This window comes from Caballeronia sp. GAWG1-5s-s (assembly GCF_023631445.1).
Lineage (GTDB): Bacteria > Pseudomonadota > Gammaproteobacteria > Burkholderiales > Burkholderiaceae > Caballeronia.
Map to the genome: position 1 here is coordinate 415,082 of NZ_JALQDC010000001.1, position 16,832 is coordinate 431,913.

19 protein-coding genes and 1 tRNA gene are annotated in these 16,832 nt (G+C 64.0%); 7 read left to right on the plus strand and 13 right to left on the minus strand.

Annotated features, from left to right (window positions below):
- Positions 1 to 7: 7 nt before the first annotated feature.
- A complete protein-coding gene (locus NCR34_RS02015; protein ID WP_250498962.1) occupies positions 8 to 1,441 on the plus strand; it encodes an efflux transporter outer membrane subunit in 1,434 nt (477 codons plus the stop codon).
- Between the two features lie 282 nt (positions 1,442 to 1,723).
- Here NCR34_RS02015 and ftsY read toward each other — a convergent pair whose 3' ends face one another.
- A complete protein-coding gene (ftsY, locus tag NCR34_RS02020) occupies positions 1,724 to 2,956 on the minus strand; it encodes a signal recognition particle-docking protein FtsY (protein WP_250498963.1) in 1,233 nt (410 codons plus the stop codon).
- A 207-nt stretch (positions 2,957 to 3,163) separates the two neighbouring features.
- On the opposite strand from ftsY, the gene rsmD reads away from it, so the two are divergent.
- Together rsmD and coaD are read left to right on the plus strand one after the other, a co-directional pair.
- Positions 3,164 to 3,799 (plus strand): 16S rRNA (guanine(966)-N(2))-methyltransferase RsmD, encoded by a 636-nt coding sequence (gene rsmD, locus NCR34_RS02025; protein ID WP_250498964.1) that lies wholly within the window; start codon positions 3,164 to 3,166, stop codon positions 3,797 to 3,799.
- A 99-nt stretch (positions 3,800 to 3,898) separates the two neighbouring features.
- Complete coding sequence (coaD, locus tag NCR34_RS02030; RefSeq protein WP_175939299.1) at positions 3,899 to 4,402, plus strand: pantetheine-phosphate adenylyltransferase; 504 nt, start codon at positions 3,899 to 3,901, stop codon at positions 4,400 to 4,402.
- A gap of 15 nt (positions 4,403 to 4,417) precedes the next feature.
- Here coaD and NCR34_RS02035 read toward each other — a convergent pair whose 3' ends face one another.
- The gene (locus NCR34_RS02035; protein ID WP_250498965.1) at positions 4,418 to 4,768 is read right to left on the minus strand and encodes a winged helix-turn-helix domain-containing protein; all 351 of its coding nucleotides are present in this window, start codon (positions 4,766 to 4,768) and stop codon (positions 4,418 to 4,420) included.
- A gap of 92 nt (positions 4,769 to 4,860) precedes the next feature.
- Between NCR34_RS02035 and NCR34_RS02040 the strand changes: the two genes are divergently transcribed.
- Positions 4,861 to 5,430: a hypothetical protein gene (locus NCR34_RS02040; RefSeq protein WP_250498966.1), complete on the plus strand. Its 570-nt coding sequence runs from the start codon at positions 4,861 to 4,863 to the stop codon at positions 5,428 to 5,430.
- Positions 5,431 to 5,443: 13 nt separating this feature from the next.
- Here NCR34_RS02040 and NCR34_RS02045 read toward each other — a convergent pair whose 3' ends face one another.
- Positions 5,444 to 5,590, minus strand: a complete 147-nt coding sequence (locus tag NCR34_RS02045) for a hypothetical protein (RefSeq protein ID WP_248321066.1) — start codon at positions 5,588 to 5,590, stop codon at positions 5,444 to 5,446.
- A 299-nt stretch (positions 5,591 to 5,889) separates the two neighbouring features.
- On the opposite strand from NCR34_RS02045, the gene NCR34_RS02050 reads away from it, so the two are divergent.
- The gene (locus NCR34_RS02050; RefSeq protein WP_159835144.1) at positions 5,890 to 6,147 is read left to right on the plus strand and encodes a YfhL family 4Fe-4S dicluster ferredoxin; all 258 of its coding nucleotides are present in this window, start codon (positions 5,890 to 5,892) and stop codon (positions 6,145 to 6,147) included.
- Between the two features lie 3 nt (positions 6,148 to 6,150).
- Here NCR34_RS02050 and hisC read toward each other — a convergent pair whose 3' ends face one another.
- The 8 genes from hisC to NCR34_RS02090 all read right to left on the minus strand — a co-directional run bounded on the left by hisC (position 6,151) and on the right by NCR34_RS02090 (position 13,274).
- Positions 6,151 to 7,221, minus strand: coding sequence for a histidinol-phosphate transaminase (gene hisC, locus NCR34_RS02055; protein ID WP_250498967.1), 1,071 nt, complete (start codon positions 7,219 to 7,221; stop codon positions 6,151 to 6,153).
- Between the two features lie 20 nt (positions 7,222 to 7,241).
- Entirely contained in the window at positions 7,242 to 7,844 is a 603-nt protein-coding gene (gene pth / locus NCR34_RS02060) for an aminoacyl-tRNA hydrolase (RefSeq protein ID WP_250498968.1), read from the minus strand.
- A 139-nt stretch (positions 7,845 to 7,983) separates the two neighbouring features.
- Positions 7,984 to 8,601 (minus strand): 50S ribosomal protein L25/general stress protein Ctc, encoded by a 618-nt coding sequence (locus NCR34_RS02065; RefSeq protein ID WP_206467439.1) that lies wholly within the window; start codon positions 8,599 to 8,601, stop codon positions 7,984 to 7,986.
- Between the two features lie 148 nt (positions 8,602 to 8,749).
- Positions 8,750 to 9,703: a ribose-phosphate pyrophosphokinase gene (locus tag NCR34_RS02070; RefSeq protein ID WP_175939311.1), complete on the minus strand. Its 954-nt coding sequence runs from the start codon at positions 9,701 to 9,703 to the stop codon at positions 8,750 to 8,752.
- A 47-nt stretch (positions 9,704 to 9,750) separates the two neighbouring features.
- Positions 9,751 to 9,827 (minus strand) — tRNA-Gln (locus NCR34_RS02075).
- Between the two features lie 55 nt (positions 9,828 to 9,882).
- The gene (gene ispE, locus NCR34_RS02080) at positions 9,883 to 10,764 is read right to left on the minus strand and encodes a 4-(cytidine 5'-diphospho)-2-C-methyl-D-erythritol kinase (protein ID WP_250498969.1); all 882 of its coding nucleotides are present in this window, start codon (positions 10,762 to 10,764) and stop codon (positions 9,883 to 9,885) included.
- An 18-nt stretch (positions 10,765 to 10,782) separates the two neighbouring features.
- Positions 10,783 to 11,418, minus strand: coding sequence for a lipoprotein insertase outer membrane protein LolB (gene lolB, locus NCR34_RS02085; RefSeq protein WP_250498970.1), 636 nt, complete (start codon positions 11,416 to 11,418; stop codon positions 10,783 to 10,785).
- Positions 11,418 to 13,274: a tetratricopeptide repeat protein gene (locus NCR34_RS02090; protein WP_250498971.1), complete on the minus strand. Its 1,857-nt coding sequence runs from the start codon at positions 13,272 to 13,274 to the stop codon at positions 11,418 to 11,420. The genes lolB and NCR34_RS02090 overlap by 1 nt, the downstream gene beginning before the upstream one ends.
- 84 nt (positions 13,275 to 13,358) lie before the next feature.
- Between NCR34_RS02090 and mutM the strand changes: the two genes are divergently transcribed.
- Positions 13,359 to 14,189, plus strand: coding sequence for a bifunctional DNA-formamidopyrimidine glycosylase/DNA-(apurinic or apyrimidinic site) lyase (gene mutM, locus NCR34_RS02095; RefSeq protein WP_175939319.1), 831 nt, complete (start codon positions 13,359 to 13,361; stop codon positions 14,187 to 14,189).
- Between the two features lie 5 nt (positions 14,190 to 14,194).
- On the plus strand, positions 14,195 to 15,256 hold the full coding sequence (gene mutY / locus NCR34_RS02100; RefSeq protein ID WP_250498972.1) for an A/G-specific adenine glycosylase: 1,062 nt from the start codon (positions 14,195 to 14,197) through the stop codon (positions 15,254 to 15,256).
- Here the strand turns inward: mutY and NCR34_RS02105 are convergent.
- Both NCR34_RS02105 and rapZ read right to left on the minus strand, forming a co-directional pair.
- Positions 15,253 to 15,894: an LON peptidase substrate-binding domain-containing protein gene (locus tag NCR34_RS02105; protein WP_250498973.1), complete on the minus strand. Its 642-nt coding sequence runs from the start codon at positions 15,892 to 15,894 to the stop codon at positions 15,253 to 15,255. The two genes, mutY and NCR34_RS02105, sit on opposite strands and share 4 nt — an antisense overlap.
- A gap of 34 nt (positions 15,895 to 15,928) precedes the next feature.
- A complete protein-coding gene (gene rapZ, locus NCR34_RS02110) occupies positions 15,929 to 16,825 on the minus strand; it encodes an RNase adapter RapZ (RefSeq protein WP_206467446.1) in 897 nt (298 codons plus the stop codon).
- Between the last annotated feature and the right edge of the window lie 7 nt (positions 16,826 to 16,832).

Below are 16,832 nucleotides of genomic sequence, written 5' to 3' on the forward strand. Positions count from 1 at the left end.
TCCGTTAATGAAGATCTTCGCAGGCGCCACTGTCGTTGCCGCGGCTTTCGCGGTTTGCGGCTGTGCGGCAGGCCCCGACTTCCAGTCGCCGGCCGCGCCCGCCGCACAGTCCTATACGCGCGACGCGCAGCCCGTGACCGCCGACGCAGAGGGAGCGACGCAGACCTTCACTCACGCCGACACCGCGTTGCCCATGTGGTGGACGCAGTTCGGCTCGGATGCGCTGAACCGTCTCGTCGACACCGCGTTGCATAACAGCCCGACGCTGGCGCAAGCGCAAGCCAGGTTGACGGAGGCGCGCGAGAACTATGTGGCGGAAGCCGGCGCCACGAGGTATCCCGAGATCGACGGGGGTTTGTCCGCCACGCGCCAGAAAGTCGACCTGAATTCGTTTGGTATTACGTCCGTACCGAGTCCAGGGCCTTTCACCGTCTACAACGCGTCGCTCAGCGTGTCTTATGCGCTCGATATTTTCGGTGGCAACCGGCGCACGCTGGAAGGACTGATGGCGCAGGTCGATTACGAAGCCTACGAGCTCGAAGCGGCCAAGCTCTCGCTCGCCGGCAACGTCGTTGCGTATGCGATCCGCCGGGCGTCGCTACAGGAGGAGATGGACTTGACGGAAGGCCTCGCTGATACCCAGGCGCGCCAGTTGTCGATCATCGAGCGACGATTCGCGGCCGGCGGCGTGTCGCTGCTCGACGTTAGTCGTCAGCGCACGCTGCTCGCACAAACGCGCGCGACACTGCCGCCACTGTCGACGCAACTTGCCCAAGCCGATCATCAACTGGCGATATTGCTCGGTACTGCGCCTTCCGATGCCGATTTTCACGACATCACGCTCGCCTCGTTACAACTGCCGTCAGTTGTTCCGGTTACGCTCCCTTCAACGCTCGCGCAAGAGCGCCCCGACATTCGCGCATCCGAAGCGCTGCTGCACCAGGCAAGCGCGAATGTCGGCGTGGCAACGGCCAACATGTATCCGCAGTTTGCGATTTCGGCGGGGATCGGCTCGCAGCGCACGCGGATAGCGGACGTCCTGAATGGAATGAACATCTGGAATATCGGCCTCAATCTGACGCAGCCGCTCTTTCATGGTGGCGAGCTGCGCGCGAAGAAGCGCGCCGCACAGGCGGAATATGACGCGGCATTGGCCAGCTATCAGCAAACCGTGCTTCAGGCGCTGCAGCAAGTCGCCGATGCACTGCAGGCGCTCAATCACGACGCACAAACGTTGCGCCAACGCAGCGATGCGCAACGCGAAGCCGAGGCAAGTCTTGCCATCGCGCAGGCGCAGTATGCGGCAGGCGGCGTCAGTCAATTCAGCCTGCTCGATACGCAACGCTCGGCGCTGCAGACCACATTGGATCGAAGCCGTGCTCATGCCGACCGGTTGTCGGACACGGCGGCGCTGTTTCAGTCGCTCGGACGGGCGTGGTGAACTTGCGCTAAGGGCGCAGAGGTCGCGTTTCTGGCCTTTCTATACCCGAAGCAGACACGTAGGCGCGATCGTCGATGAAACAGTCGTTCACGCGAGAGAACTGGCGTGGTCCGGCGTCCACGCCACCGTGCGCTGGCATCGTCGCCTTGCTATGGCGGCTTCGCCTGATACAACACCACGCCTCGCGCTGCCGGACACAAGGTGCGTCTTGGAAGTCAGCTTGAGCCTCTGCTCGCGCACGATGAAAAAAAGGGCGTCTCGCGGACGCCCTTCCTTTGCAGATCACCCCAGCAACGCGTCGGCGAACTCTTCCGCCTTGAACGGCTGCAAGTCCTCGACTTTCTCGCCGACGCCGATGAAGTACACCGGAATCGGCCGCTGCCGCGCGATGGCGGCGAGGATGCCGCCCTTTGCCGTGCCGTCCAGCTTCGTCACGATGAGGCCGGTCAGACCGAGCGCATCGTCGAACGCCTTCACTTGCGCAAGCGCGTTTTGCCCCGTGTTCGCGTCGATGACGAGCAGCACTTCGTGAGGCGCATCCGGCATGGCCTTCGCGATCACGCGGCGCACCTTGCGCAACTCTTCCATCAGATGCAGTTGCGTCGGCAGACGGCCGGCGGTGTCGGCCATCATCACGTCCATCTTGCGGGCACGCGCCGCGCCCACGGCGTCGAAAATCACGGCCGCCGCGTCGCCGCTTTCCTGCGCGATCACCGTCACGTTGTTGCGCTCGCCCCAGACGGTGAGCTGTTCGCGGGCGGCGGCGCGGAAGGTGTCGCCGGCGGCGAGCAGCACCGATTGGTTGAAGCTCTGCAAGTGCTTCGCCAGCTTGCCGATGCTCGTCGTCTTGCCGACGCCGTTCACGCCCGCGATCATCATCACGAGCGGCTGCGCGCGGCCGAGCATCAGCGACTTTTCGAGCGGACGCAGCAAATCGACGAGCAGCTCGCGCAACGCCGCCTTCACCTGCGTGGCCTCCGTCAGCCGCTCGGCGCGCACTTTCTCGCGCAGCAATTCGAGCAGGAATTCGGTGGCATCGACGCCCGCGTCGGACATCAGCAGCGCGGTTTCGAGTTCCTCGTACAGGTCCTCGTCGATCTTCGCGCCGACGAAGATACCCGTCAGGCTCGAACTCGTCTTCGACAGGCCGTTCCGCAGGCGCGACAGCCACGACTTCTTCGCGGCGGCGTCGGGCTCGGGCGGCGGCAGCACTTCTTCGCTCGCCTCGTCGGTTTCCGGCCCGCGCAGCCATTGAGACTGCGTGCGGCCTTGCCAGTACGGCTTCGGCTCGTCGTTCGCGGCGGCTTCTGCGGGCTGAGCGGGCGGTTCAGGCTCGGCTTCGGCAGGCGGCGCTTCGGAAGGAATGGCGGCGTCGACGGCGGGCTCGCGGTCCAACTCCGCCTCGATCACGGGAGCGGACGCTTCTTCGTCCTCTGCGGCGTCGGGCGTGTTCTCTGCGGATGGGTCGAGCGGCGCGTCAGCCGGCTTTTTGAATCGTTTGAAAAAGCTGAACATGATCTCGGACGATGATGCGCGCGTCAATCGACGGCCCGGCGCGCTCGTGGAAGAACGCCGCGCAATGGCCCGCGCAAGAAGAGGTAAGCCGCGTATTTTATCAGGCGCCGTCTATCGCGCTTGTGCGCCAGCCGCCTGTGGTAACGTTGGCTTTCACTATGCGCGCCGTGCATTCGGCGCTCGCGCCCGATTCCAACGCTTCCCTCTATGTCCCGTTCTTCCGCATCACGCTCGTCCGCTTCTGCCGCCTCTCACCGCGCGCCTTCGCGCGGTGGCAAGCCGCACACCATCCGCATCATCGGCGGCAACTGGAAGCGCACGCCGCTGCCCGTGCTCGACCTCGAAGGCCTGCGTCCGACGCCCGACCGCGTGCGCGAGACCCTCTTCAACTGGCTCGGTCAGGATCTCGACGGCCAGCGATGTCTCGATCTCTTTGCCGGCAGCGGGGCGCTCGGGTTCGAGGCGGCGTCGCGCGGCGCGTCGCGCGTGCTGATGGTCGAGCGCAACTCACGCGCCGCCGCGCAGCTTCGCGCGAATCTGGACCGGCTCGCCGCCCGCAACATCGAAGTGGCCGAAGCCGATGCGCTGCGACTCGCCGCCGGCCTCGCGCCCGGTTCGTTCGACGTGATCTTCCTCGATCCCCCTTTCGGCGATCAGGCGTTGCTCACGCGCGCGCTCGAACTCGCCGCGCCGCTCGCCGCGCCCGATGGCGCCATCTACGTCGAATGCGGCGAGCCGCTGGACCCCGCCGCCATCGACGCGCTGTCCGGCTGGACCGTGGCCCGCGAGGGCAAGGCTGGCGCGGTTCGGTATCATTTGCTGCGCCGCCAAAATGAGGAATAATGCGCCTGCCGAATCCGGGCGCGAGGCGTACTGGACCAGGCATCGCGGGAATGACGGTCGCCGGAGCGCGGCCCAAGGTCAATAAAAGAGGAGAAGCTCATGGTTGTCGCCGTGTACCCGGGAACATTCGACCCGCTAACGCGCGGGCATGAAGACATCGTGCGGCGCGCATCGAGCATTTTCGATACGCTGGTCGTGGGCGTGGCCGACAGCCGCGCGAAGAAGCCGTTTTTCACGCTGCAGGAGCGGCTCGATATCGCGCATGACGTGCTCGGGCATTATCCGAACGTGCAAGTGAGCAGCTTCACCGGGCTACTCAAGGACTTCGTGCGCAAGAACAATGCGCGCGTGATCGTGCGCGGCCTGCGCGCCGTCTCGGACTTCGAATACGAGTTTCAGATGGCCGGCATGAACCGCTATCTTCTGCCCGACGTCGAAACCATGTTCATGACGCCGTCGGACCAGTATCAATTCATCTCGGGCACCATCGTGCGCGAAATCGCGCAACTGGGCGGCGACGTCAGCAAGTTCGTGTTTCCTTCCGTCGAGAAGCGGCTGATCGACAAGGTCGCGGCTCCTCAAAAGGATCCCGCCGCGCCGTAAGCATGGGCCCGACGCTTAGTCGGGCGAACCGTGCTTGTCTGCCGCTCTGGAGAAGGCCTCGGCGAGCTTGTCGAAATGACGTAGCGCGCCGGGCGTCAACTCGATCTGCTTGCGGCGCGCGTCTTCGGTATCGGTGAGGACGATCCAGCCCTTCTCGCGCATCGACGTGATGCGCGCGTGCAGCGTCGCGGGCGATCCGAACTGGCTTTGCGCCATCATGTCCCGCACGGAAAGACGCGCTTTCTGCTGGCTCATGCGCGCGACGAATTCGAGGATGCGCTCCTCCAGCGGATCGAGCGCGGGCAGGCCGCGCAGCGCTTCGGCGAGCTGAAGGAATCGGAGATAGATGTCGGCGGGGCGGGTCATGCCTGTGCTTCATCCAGTGTGACGGCTCGATCCGCATCAACCGTGTGAGCTAAGATGAGCCGATAACAACGGGTGGCGGCCATTCTACTCCCATGTCCAATCTGCGCTTGCACGTCGTCTCCGTGATCGGCACAGCGGCCGTGTTCGTGCTGTCTCTGTGGCTCAACGAACGCGTCTTCGCGCACACCGAGTTCGTCCGGGGCGTCAACTGGATCTATCTGCCGTCGGGCGTGAGGCTGCTTAGTACGCTCCTTCTGGGCGGCGACGGCGCGCTCGGCTTGCTGATCGCGAGCTGGCTCGTCGACTTCTTCTACTTCTTCCCGCACGACCCGGTGCGCGCGTTCGCCGGGGGCATTATCGCGACGGTCGCGCCGTATGCGGTGTATCGGCTGGCGCGCGAGTGGTACGGGCTCAAGGCGTCGTTGGGAAACCTCACCGCGAACCGCCTGTTGATTCTCGCGCTGGCCTATTCCATCGCGAATCCGCTGTTGCATCACATCTGGTTTGCGCTGCGCGGGGACACGCAGAATATCGTCGAGCGGTTCTTCGTGATGGTCGCAGGCGATCTGGCCGGCGCATTGATCGTGCTGTACGCGGCGAAAGCGCTGCTGGCCGTCGTGTTCAGACACGGGCTGCCTCGCGGAGAACGGCTCGAAGACTAGCGCCAGCGCGCCGCTATGCGCGGTGATGCATGAACGCGTTCGGATAGAGCAGCGAAAGCGTGATGATGACGACGCAAAACGTCCAGAACACGACATACAGCGTGCTGCCCAGGGCGGTAAGCGTGCGCTTGCGGTTCGACAACGTGATCACGGTGAACAATGCCACTCCGGGCCGGCGGCACGTGGCGCAGACCAAAAGCAGCGACAAGCATCCAACGAGACCGAGAAGCGCAAGCATAGGTCGCTCTTACAGTGAGGAATATCGGTAAAACGAGGCTGGAATCGATATGAAAGTTATAACGAACCGGCCGCGCGACGGGCACTCAGAGTTCACTGCTGGTTTACGGCAGGAGTCCGCCAAACCTGAGGGTCCGCGCGCTGTTCACGGCCGCGCGCACCGGCGAGCAACGCGCCGGCACGTTATAATCGCTTGTTTTTTAACGCAAAGCGGGCTGCGACATGTCTCTGATCATCACCGACGAGTGCATCAACTGCGACGTCTGCGAGCCCGAGTGCCCCAACGACGCCATTTCGATGGGTACGGACATCTACGTGATCGATCCGAACAAATGCACGGAGTGCGTCGGCCACTTCGATGAACCGCAGTGCCAGCAAGTCTGCCCCGTCGAGTGCATTCCGCGCGATCCGGCGCACGTCGAAACGCCGGAGCAACTGCTGACGAAGTACCACGCGTTGATGGCGGCGAAGGGCCGATAACACTCAGCCGCCGATCAGCTCTTCGAGCGCAGCCGTCAGCGCGTCGCATTCGGCGTCCGTGCCGATGGAAATGCGCAAATGCTGGTCGATGCGCGGCAGCTTGAAGTGCCGCACGAAAATCTCGCGTTGCCGGAGCGCGGCGGCGAGGGCGGCGGCATCGTGAGCGGGATGCTTCGCGAACACGAAGTTCGCCGCCGAAGGCACCACGTCGAATCCCAGGCTCTGCAAGCGCGCGTTCAGCCTTTCGCGACTCGCCACGACCTTTCTGCAGCTTTCCTCGAACCACGCGTGGTCTTTGTATGACGCGAGCGCCGCCGCTTGCGCGAGCCGATCGAGCGGATACGAGTTGAAGCTGTCCTTCACGCGCGTCAGCCCCTCGATCAGCGCCGCATCGCCGAACGCGAAGCCCACGCGCATGCCCGCGAGCGAGCGCGCCTTCGATGTCGTCTGCACGACGAGCAGATTCGGATACGCGTCGATCAGGCTCACGGCGGATTGCGCGCCGAAATCGACATACGCCTCGTCGATGATCACCGGCACGTCCGGATTCGCCTTCAACAACGCTTCGACGTCCGCGAGCGGCAGCGCGCGGCCGGTCGGCGCGTTCGGATTCGGCAGCAGCACGCCGCCGTTCGGCGCGCGGTAAGCGTCGATATCGACGGCGAAAGCGGCATCGAGCGGAATCGTCTGGTACGCCACGCCGTAAAGCTGCGCGTAGACCGGATAGAAGCTGTACGTGATATCGGGAAACCGGATAGGCAGGTCGCGCTTGAGCAACGCCTGGAATGCATGCGCGAGGACTTCATCGGAACCGTTGCCTGCGAAAACCTGCTCGACGCGCACGCCGTGGTGCGCGGCCACCGCCTCGCGCAGCGCGCGGGCCGTCGGATCGGGATACTTGCGCAGCGACGCGCCGTCTTCGCCGAGTTCGCGGCGAATCGCCTCGACCACGCGCGGCGACGGCGGATACGGATTTTCGTTCGTGTTCAGCTTGATCGGATGCGTCAGCGCGGGCTGCTCGCCCGGCACATACGGCGTCAGACGATGAACGATATCGCTCCAGAAACGGCTCACGTTGGGCTCCAGATTCGTGGTCAGGAATTGCGGTGCAGGTTCATCATCGCGCGTTCGGTCTCGCCCGCGACGACGAACGGCATGACGGCGAGCGCGCGCTCGATCGACTGGTCGATGACGTCCTGTTCCTCGCGGCGCGGCGGCTTCAGCACGAAATTCGCGACGTCCGGCTTCGCGCCCGCCCGCGCGCCTTCGGGAATCAGATCGCGCGGATGCCCGATGCCGATGCGCAAGCGCCAATACTGCTGCGACGAAAAGTGCGCCGAAATGTCCTTCAGCCCGTTGTGGCCGCCGCTGCCGCCGCCGAGCTTCATCTTGACGGTGCCGGGCGGAAGGTCGAGTTCGTCGTGCGCGACGAGAATCTCGTCGGGCAGGATTTTGAAGAACTGCGCGACCGCGACGACCGACTGGCCGGAGCGGTTCATGAACGTCTGTGGTTCCAGCAGGTGAATCTCATGGCCGTGCAGACGGCCCTTGCCGTAGTGCCCGTGAAAACGCCGTTCGTCGCGCAGCGTCGCGCCGGCATCGCGCGCCAGTTGATCGACGAACCAGAAGCCCGCGTTATGGCGCGTCGCCGTGTATTCGGCGCCCGGATTGCCGAGGCCAACGATCAGCTTGATCATGTCGAATCGTCGCGAGCCGAAGCCCGCGTGTTGTCATGCGAAAAAAAACCCGCCGGGGCTTGCACACCGGCGGGTCACGTCGACCGTTCCGTGAACGGATCGAGAGGATACTACAGCGCCGTCAGGCACCTTGCAGAGCTTAGGCAGCCGGCGTTTCGCCTTCCGCTGCGTCGCCTGCCGCATCCGACTGCTTCGCAGCCGGCACGGTCGCCGATGCCACCACCGGGTTTTCCGCCTCGACGTGCGCGGTCAGCGCGACGCCCTTCGGCAGCGTGATGTCCTTCGCGTGCATCGTCTGGCCGGCTTCGATCTTTGCCAGATCGATTTCGAGGAATTCCGGCAGGTCGCCCGGCAGGCATTCCACTTCCAGTTCGGTGACGACGTGCGAGATCACGGCGCCCGCCAGCTTCACGGCCGGATTCGTTTCCTGATTCATGAAGTGCAGCGGCACCTTGGTGTGCAGCTTCTTCGTCGAATCGACACGCTGGAAATCCACGTGCAGCACGAGTTGCTTGAACGGGTGATATTGCACGTCGCGCAGCAGCACTTGCTGCGAGTTGCCACCGACTTCCAGGTCGAGAATCGACGAATGGAACACTTCCTTCTTCAGGGCGTGCCACAGGGCGTTGTGGTCGAGCTCGACCAGTTGAACGTCCGCGTTACCGCCATACACGATACCCGGGGTCTTGCCCGAGTTACGCAGGCGGCGGCTCGCACCCGTACCTTGCTTGCTACGCTCGAAAGCGACGACTTTCATTTTCTGACTCCTATAACTGCCCGCGACCAGGCAGGGAAACCGGGATCATCGAATTGGACGATCCCATAACAAACGGCGCGAACCTTCGTACGTTCGCGCCGATCATGCAAGAACGCGAAGCCTGAGCCTCGCGTCTATTGCCAATGCTTTAGCCTTCGGCGAAGAGCGACATCACCGAGTCGCCGCGCCGGATGCGGGAGAACGTCTCCGCGAGCAGGCCTGCGCTCGTCAGCGGACGAATCTTCGGGCATGCCAGCGATTCCGCCGACAGCGGAATGGTGTCCGTGACGACGAGTTCGTCGAGCTGCGACGCCGTGATGCGTTCCGCGGCGCCACCCGACAGCACCGGATGCGTGGCGTAGGCGAAGACCTGCTTCGCGCCGCGATCCTTCAACACTTGCGCGGCCTTGCACAGCGTGCCGGCCGTATCGACCATGTCGTCCATGATGACGCACGTGCGGCCTTCGACTTCACCGATGATGTTCATCACCTCGGCGACGTTTGCCTTCGGACGGCGCTTGTCGATGATCGCCAGATCCGTGTTCATCTGCTTGGCGAGCGCGCGGGCGCGCACGACACCGCCGACGTCCGGCGACACGATCAGCAGATGATCATGATTCTGCTTGCGCAGGTCGCCGAGCAGGACGGGCGTTGCGTAGATGTTGTCGACGGGAATGTCGAAGAAACCTTGAATCTGGTCGGCGTGAAGGTCCATGGTGATCACGCGATCGACGCCGGCAATTTCCAGCATGTTCGCGACGACCTTCGCCGAGATAGCCACGCGCGCGGAACGCGGACGGCGGTCCTGGCGCGCATAGCCGAAGTAGGGGATGGCTGCGGTGATCCGGCCTGCGGATGCGCGCTTGAGCGCATCGACCATGATCATGAGTTCCATCAGGTTATCGTTCGTCGGTGCGCACGTGGACTGAAGAACGAAGACGTCTTTGCCTCGCACGTTTTCCTGGATCTCGACCATGATTTCGCCGTCGGAGAAACGGCTGACCATTGCTTTGCCGAGAGGGATTCCTAGGATCTTGACGACTTCCTGAGCAAGCGCGGGATTCGCGTTGCCAGTAAAAACCATCAGGCCGTCACTGCTCATCGTGCACCTGTCTGCGGCTGGAGGCGTGAGGAAAACGCGAGAAAGAATGGCAGGGGAGGAAGGACTCGAACCCTCGCATGCCGGAATCAAAATCCGGTGCCTTGACCAACTTGGCGACTCCCCTACACTTAACCTTGAATCTTGCCGGGAAGTGTAGGACATACCCGGCAAAACAAAATCTATGACGCGAAAGCGAAGAGAGGATGAGAATCCAGACTGCTTGTCACCACGCTGCTCCAGCTTGCCGGCAGCTTGGCTTGCGCCAACTCCGCTTCGGCCTGGCTGGGGAAAGCGGCGAATACGCTTGCTCCAGATCCGGTCATTCGCGCCGGTGCGAGATTGGAAAACCACTCGAGCACCTTTGCAACTTCCGCGTACTTTTCTGCAACTACAGCCTGCATGTCGTTCCGACCGAAGCTGTCTGGCCAGTTAGTGTCTGACCTTTGCTGTGCAAGAAAGTCCATGATTGTGGCGACTTTCGTATTCCGTGTCAAGCTTTTTTCGGAGAAAATCGCCGCAGTCGGAACGTGCACATCGGGCGTGACTACCAGGAAGAAGCGTTTCGGCAGTTTCACCGCCTGCAGCGCCTCGCCCACACCCTCTGCAAATGCATTCTGCCCGAAGACAAAAAACGGCACGTCCGCGCCGAGTTGCAGGGCGAGATTCTGCAGAGTTTCACGCGAAAGGTCAACTCCCCATAGACGATTCAACGCCAAAAGAGTCGTCGCTGCGTCGGAACTTCCTCCGCCGAGACCCGCGCCCATCGGCAGACGCTTGTCGATCTCGATCTCGACGCCATAGCCGCTGCCCGTGTGCTTCTGAAGCAATCGGGCGGCCCGCACGACGAGATCGTCGTCCTCGGCCACGCCGGGCACGTCGGTCTTGCGCGTCACGACGCCATCGTCGCGGCGCTTGAAGTGCAGGACATCGCCCCAGTCGAGCAGCTGAAAGACGGTTTGAAGCTCGTGATAGCCATCCGGACGACGGCCCGTGATGTGCAGGAACAGGTTCAGCTTCGCGGGCGCGAGGCAATCGCGCATCGAATGGTTGGAAGAGGACATGCGGAAGGCGATAAAGCGTTACTGGTCGATGACGAGCTTGATGTCGAGCGGCGGCTCGCTGCGCGTGAGGTTGACGCGCTTGACGCCGGTGGCGGGCGGCTCGGCATAGGCGAGGTAGTCGATCGTCCAGCCGTCCTGCCTGATTTCCTTGGGACGGCCGTTGTTCGATTCCGGGTCGAGCGTCGTCTCCGCGCGCGATGTCGGCGCCGCCGACGGTTGCAGCCAGTAGCGCAAGCCTTCGACGGGCAGCGCGAACCCGAGCGCGTTTCGCATCAAGTCGGAGACGTTGTCCGCGTTGAGCGGCTGGCGGTTCGGCAATTCGAGCGTCGCGAGCGAAGGCGACGATGTGACGATCGCCATGGTCTGCCCTAGCGGATTGCGCAACTGAAGCGTGACCGTATCGCCCGTTTCCTGCCAGTCGAAGTTGCCGTAGGCGTTACGCGCGACGCCGTTCTGATCGTCGTATTGCACGGCGAAGCGCCCGTGGTACATGCGGCTCGTCTGCGTCGCGAGCGATGTCGAGCCTTCCGACGTGGTCGGCAGGCGCGGTTGCAGCGCACAGCCGGACGAAACCAGCGTGGCAGCCGCCGCGAATCCGAGCACGCAGCGCCGCGCCCCTGGACGCTTCGCGCCGGCGAAGAAGTCGAATGCCATTAGAGATCGTTCACCTGAAGTCGTTTCAGCGTTTTGACGAGCGTATCGTTGCCCGGTTCGAGCTTCTGAGCCTGCCGCCACGTGGCGCGCGCCTGGTCCTGCTGGCCGGACTTCCACTGCACTTCGCCCAGATGCGCGCCGATTTCGGCATTCGGCTGAAGGTCATAAGCATTCTTGAGGATCTTCTCGGCTTCGGCTGCGTTTCCTTGGCGGAAGCGCGCCCAGCCGAGGCTGTCCATGATGAACGCGTCGTTCGGCGCGAGCGACACCGCCTTCTCGATCAGATGCACCGCTTCGTCGAGCCGCTGATTCCGATCGACGAGCGAATACCCGAGCGCGTTGTACGCCTGCGGGTTGTTCGGCTGCGTGCGCATCAGCGTGCGCAGTTGCGTTTCCATCACGTCGTAGTGGCCGTTCTTCTCGGCGGCCATCGCGTAGTCGTACACCAGGTCGGGATCGTCCGGAAACGCGGCCACCGCCTTCGCGAGATTCTCTTCGGCTTCCTTGTAGCGATGCGCTTCGAAGAGAATCGCCGAATCGGTGCGCGCGAGAAGGGCGAGATCGCGCGGATCCGAGCTTTGCAGACTGTTGATGAGCGCGCGAGCATCGTCCACCTTGCCCTGCTTCGCGAGCAGTTGCGCCCGCGTGATCTGCGCCGGCAGGTATTGCTGGCTCGTGCGCGGAATCTTGTCGAGCCATTGCGCGGCGGCGGTCTCGTCCTTCTGCTCCAGCGCCAGTTGCGCGAGATAGATATACGCCTGACCGGGGTCCGCGCCCGGCGTGCTTTCCGCAGCCTTCGCGTACTGGTTCAGATAGTCCTTCGCCTTGTCGAACTGCTTCTTCTGAATGTCGATGAGCGCGAGCGCCATCAACGGCGTCAGGTCCTTCGAATCGTTCTTGCGCATGATTTCGAACTGCTTCTGCGCGTCGTCGAGCCGGTCGGACGACAGATACAGTTGCGCGAGCGCGAGCCGCGCATCATGCGACTTCGGGTTCTTTGCCAGATACTGCTCGAACGAAGCGATGCCTTCCGCGCGCTCCTGCGGCCCCATGCGCGCGAGCGTCAACGCGGCGGGCAGATAGTCGGGCCGCAATTGCAGCGCTTTTTCGAGCGATGCCTTCGCGCCCGGCTGATCGTCCGCGAGCAACTGCTGACGCGCGATCGCGAGTTGCGCTTCCGGGCGATCGCGGTCGTTCGCGGTGAGATCCTTCAGCACGTTGAGGCCGCCCACGCGATTCGGGCCGCGCGCCAGTAGCGCTTGCAGCGAGAGAAGCGCCTCGCCGCGCTGCTCGGGCGACACCTTCGCGAGTTCGCGTTCGAGCGTGGGCTTCGCGTCATCGGGCTTGCCGGAGACGATCAGAAGCGATGCGCTCAACTGCGCCGCGCGCTCCGAATGCGGCGCGAACTGCTGCCAGAGTTGCGCGGACGTGAGCGCGTCGTTGGGACTTTGCGCGGCAATGGCGATCTCGGTCGCGCGCTGAGCGAAGCGCGGATCGTGCGTGTCGCGGGCGAGCGAGAGATACGTCTGGAAAGCGGGCGCGGGCTGTCCGCGCTGCAACGCGACTTCGGCGGCCAGCACCTGAAACACGATCTGGCTCGATACAGCCACGTTCGGCAGGTCTTGCTGCTCCGCGCCGCTGACGGGCGCGGTCAGCGCGTCGGCGGCGGTTTGCGCAGCGGAATCGTCGTCGCCTGGAACGGGCGTCGCGTTGGGCGACTGCGCATGCGCGGGCGCAAACGCGAGTGCGGCGAGTGCCAGCGCCACCGCGCCGGCGGCGCGGGACATTGGCATCGCGAACGATTGCGTCAAGCCGGCCTGACGCTTCGCAAACAGCTTCATGACGAACGAGTTCATGGAAATCCAGACGATGTTTCGGTCGATTGTAACGCGGTCGCTAAAATACCGGCACACTCGCCCCAGCAAGTCTCTCTCCAGAAAATGCCCGAACTTCCGGAAGTCGAAGTCACCCGCCGGGGAATCGAACCCTACGTCGCGGGAAGGCGCGTCGAGCATGTCGACGTTCGCACGCCCGCGCTGCGCTGGCCCATCCCGAAGCATCTCGCGAAGACGCTCGGGCATCTGAAAATCGAGAAGGTCGAGCGGCGCGGCAAGTATTTGTTGTTCGAGACCGCCGAAGGCTGGCTCATCGTCCATCTCGGGATGACCGGCACGCTGCGCGTGCTGCGCAACGTGCCGCGACCGCCTGACGCCGCGAAGCACGATCACGTCGATCTGGTCTTCGACGAATTCATTCTGCGGTTTCGCGATCCGCGCCGCTTCGGCGCGATTCTCTGGCATCCGCGCGAAGACGGCGACGTGCTCGCGCATCCGCTGCTCGCGAGTCTGGGCGTCGAGCCGTTCTCGCCAGAGTTCTCGGGCGCGCTGCTGTTTCGCGAGACGCGCGGGCGCAAGGTCTCGGTGAAGCAGGCGCTGCTCGCGGGCGGCATCGTCGTGGGCGTGGGGAACATTTATGCGTCGGAGAGCCTCTTTCGCGCGGGCATCCGGCCGACGACCGCCGCTGGCCGCATCTCGCTCGTCCGCTACGACCTGCTCGCGGATGCGGTGCGCGTGACGCTCGCCGCGGCCATCGACAAAGGCGGCAGCACGCTGCGCGATTTCGTCGGCAGCAATGGCGAATCGGGATACTTCCAGCTCGACTACTTCGTCTATGATCGCGCGGGTCTGCCATGCCACGTCTGCGGCACGGCCATCCGCCAAATCGTCCAGGGACAGCGTTCGACTTACTTTTGTCCGCGCTGCCAGCGCTAACTCCGATGCTCGCACTCACCGACTTTTCCGCGCGCCTGATCGCGTGGCAACGCATTCACGGGCGTCACGATCTGCCGTGGCAAAACACGCGCGACGCCTATCGCATCTGGCTCTCGGAGATCATGCTGCAGCAGACGCAGGTGACGACGGTCATCCCGTACTACGCGCGCTTTCTCGAACGCTTTCCGACCGTGACCGCGCTCGCGGATGCGCCGATCGACGACGTGATGGCGCTGTGGGCGGGTCTCGGCTACTACTCGCGCGCGCGCAATCTGCATCGCTGCGCGCAGGTCGTCGAGCACGAGCATGGCGGCGAATTTCCCCGAACTGTCGATGAACTCGCGGAGTTGCCGGGCATCGGGCGCTCAACGGCGGCGGCGATCGCGTCGTTCGCGTTCGGCGCGCGCGCGACGATTCTCGATGGCAACGTGAAGCGCGTGCTGGCCCGCGTCTTCGGCGTGGAAGGCTTTCCGGGCGAGAAGCGCGTCGAAAACGCGATGTGGACGCTGGCTGAATCGCTCTTGCCCGAGGCCGCCGACAAGAACGAAGTCACCGCCTACACGCAGGGCTTGATGGACCTCGGCGCGACGCTCTGCGTACGCGGCAAGCCAGACTGCGCGCGGTGTCCGTTCGCTGCGGATTGCGTCGCGAATGTGGAAGGGCGGCAGCGCGAACTGCCGGCGGCGCGCCCGAAAAAGACGGTGCCGACGCGCAAGACGTGGATGCTGGTGCTGAAGGACGGCGATTCGATCCTGCTGGAAAAGCGCCCGCCGACGGGCATCTGGGGCGGCCTGTGGAGCCTGCCCGAAGCGCCCGATGAGGCGGCGCTCGCCGCAGTCGCGCAAGACAACGGCTGCGAGGCGGACTTGCAGCGTCTAACGCCTTTCTCGCACACGTTCACGCACTTCAAGCTTGACATCGAGCCGCGCCTCGGCGAAATGCGCGGCGCGACGCCGGAGGCAAAGGACGCGCGCACGGTTTGGGCGCCGCTTTCGCGCATCGATTCGTTCGGCGTGCCCGCGCCGGTGCGCAAGCTGCTCGACGCACTGATCGGCACGCTGCTCTAAAGCAGTTGATGATGCTGCATGTAGTGATGCACGACGTCGATGCGCGCGCCCGCGTCGAGCAGTTCCATCAGCTTCTGGCGGGAGCGCATGGGAATCGGCAGGATCTCGGAGAGCCGGTTCGAAACCCACGTGGGATCATCCAGCAGAAACGGCTCGATGAACGGCAGGTTCTCCGGCTCGCGCGTCTTGATGGCCTCGATGATCCGTTCGAGCACTTCCGCACACGCGCCGAACTTGGCGAGCGTCTCCGCGCCTTGCAGCGGCCGGTCGTCGCCATATAGCTCGGCGGTGCCGACAAGCAGATTGCTCGCCTCCACGCGATGCGAAAGCAGCCGGAATCGCTCGGTGCCGCGCGCCTGCACGAGTAGCAGCCCGAAGGTATCGACATCGCACTCGATGATTTCCGCCAGACAGCCCACGTTCTCGGGCACCGACGGATCGCCCGGCGATGCGATCTCGTGCCCGCTCTTCAGGAGACACACGCCGAACGGCGTCTTCTCGCGCAGGCAGCCGCGCGCCATGTCGAGATAGCGTGCCTCGAAAATCTTGAGCGGCAAAAGCCCGCCGGGGAAAAGCACGGTGTGCAGCGGAAACAGCGGCACGTCGAAGAGAACGGGACTCGCGGGATTCGAGGACATCGCACCCCTCCAGGGTGGACCGCCGGCGCGGCGATCAGGTTCGCGTAGTGCTCGCGCTCTCATCCACGGGAATGGGCGCGTCACGATGCCGCACGATCACGGTTGCAGCGTCGCGAAAGCGCGCGGCGAGCGCCTCCGCGATATACACCGAGCGATGCTGCCCGCCCGTGCAGCCGATTGCGACGGTGAGATAACTGCGGTTGTCGTCGCGAAAACGCGGCAGCCATTTACCGACGAAGCCGCCGATATCGTCGATCATCTCGCCGACCATCGGCTGGGCCGAGAGATAGTCGATGATCGGCTGATCGCAGCCGGTGAACGGCCGCAACTCGCGGTCGTAGTACGGGTTCGGCAGCGTGCGCACGTCGAAGACGAGATCGGCGTCGAGCGGCACGCCGCGCTTGAATCCGAACGATTCGAACATCAGCGTGAGATCGGCGGCGTCCGTTTCGACGAAGCGCCGGACCCACGCGCGCAGCACGTTCGCGCGCAGATTGCTCGTGTCGATCTGATGCCCGTATTCCGCGAGTCCCGCGACGAGTTCGCGTTCCCGCTCGATGGCTTCGCCAAGCGAGTTCAGCACGCCCACGCTCGCGTCGTGCCCCGGCGGACCGGACAGCGGATGACGGCGGCGCGTCTCCGAGAAGCGTTGAATGAGCGCCTGCGTGCTGGCGTTGAGGAACAGCACGCGCAAGTCGTAGGCTTTCGTGAGGTTGTCGATGATGGACGGCACTTCGTCGAGCGAAAGGCTCGAACGGGCGTCGATCGCGACGGCGAGACGCTGCTGCCCCTCGCTCGCGAGATACGCGGCGAGTTCGGGCAGAAAGCGCGGAGGCAGGTTGTCGACGCAGTAGTAGCCGCCGTCTTCGAGCGCATTGAGCGCGACGGACTTGCCGGAGCCGGAAATGCCGGTAATCAGGATGATACGCATGGAAGTG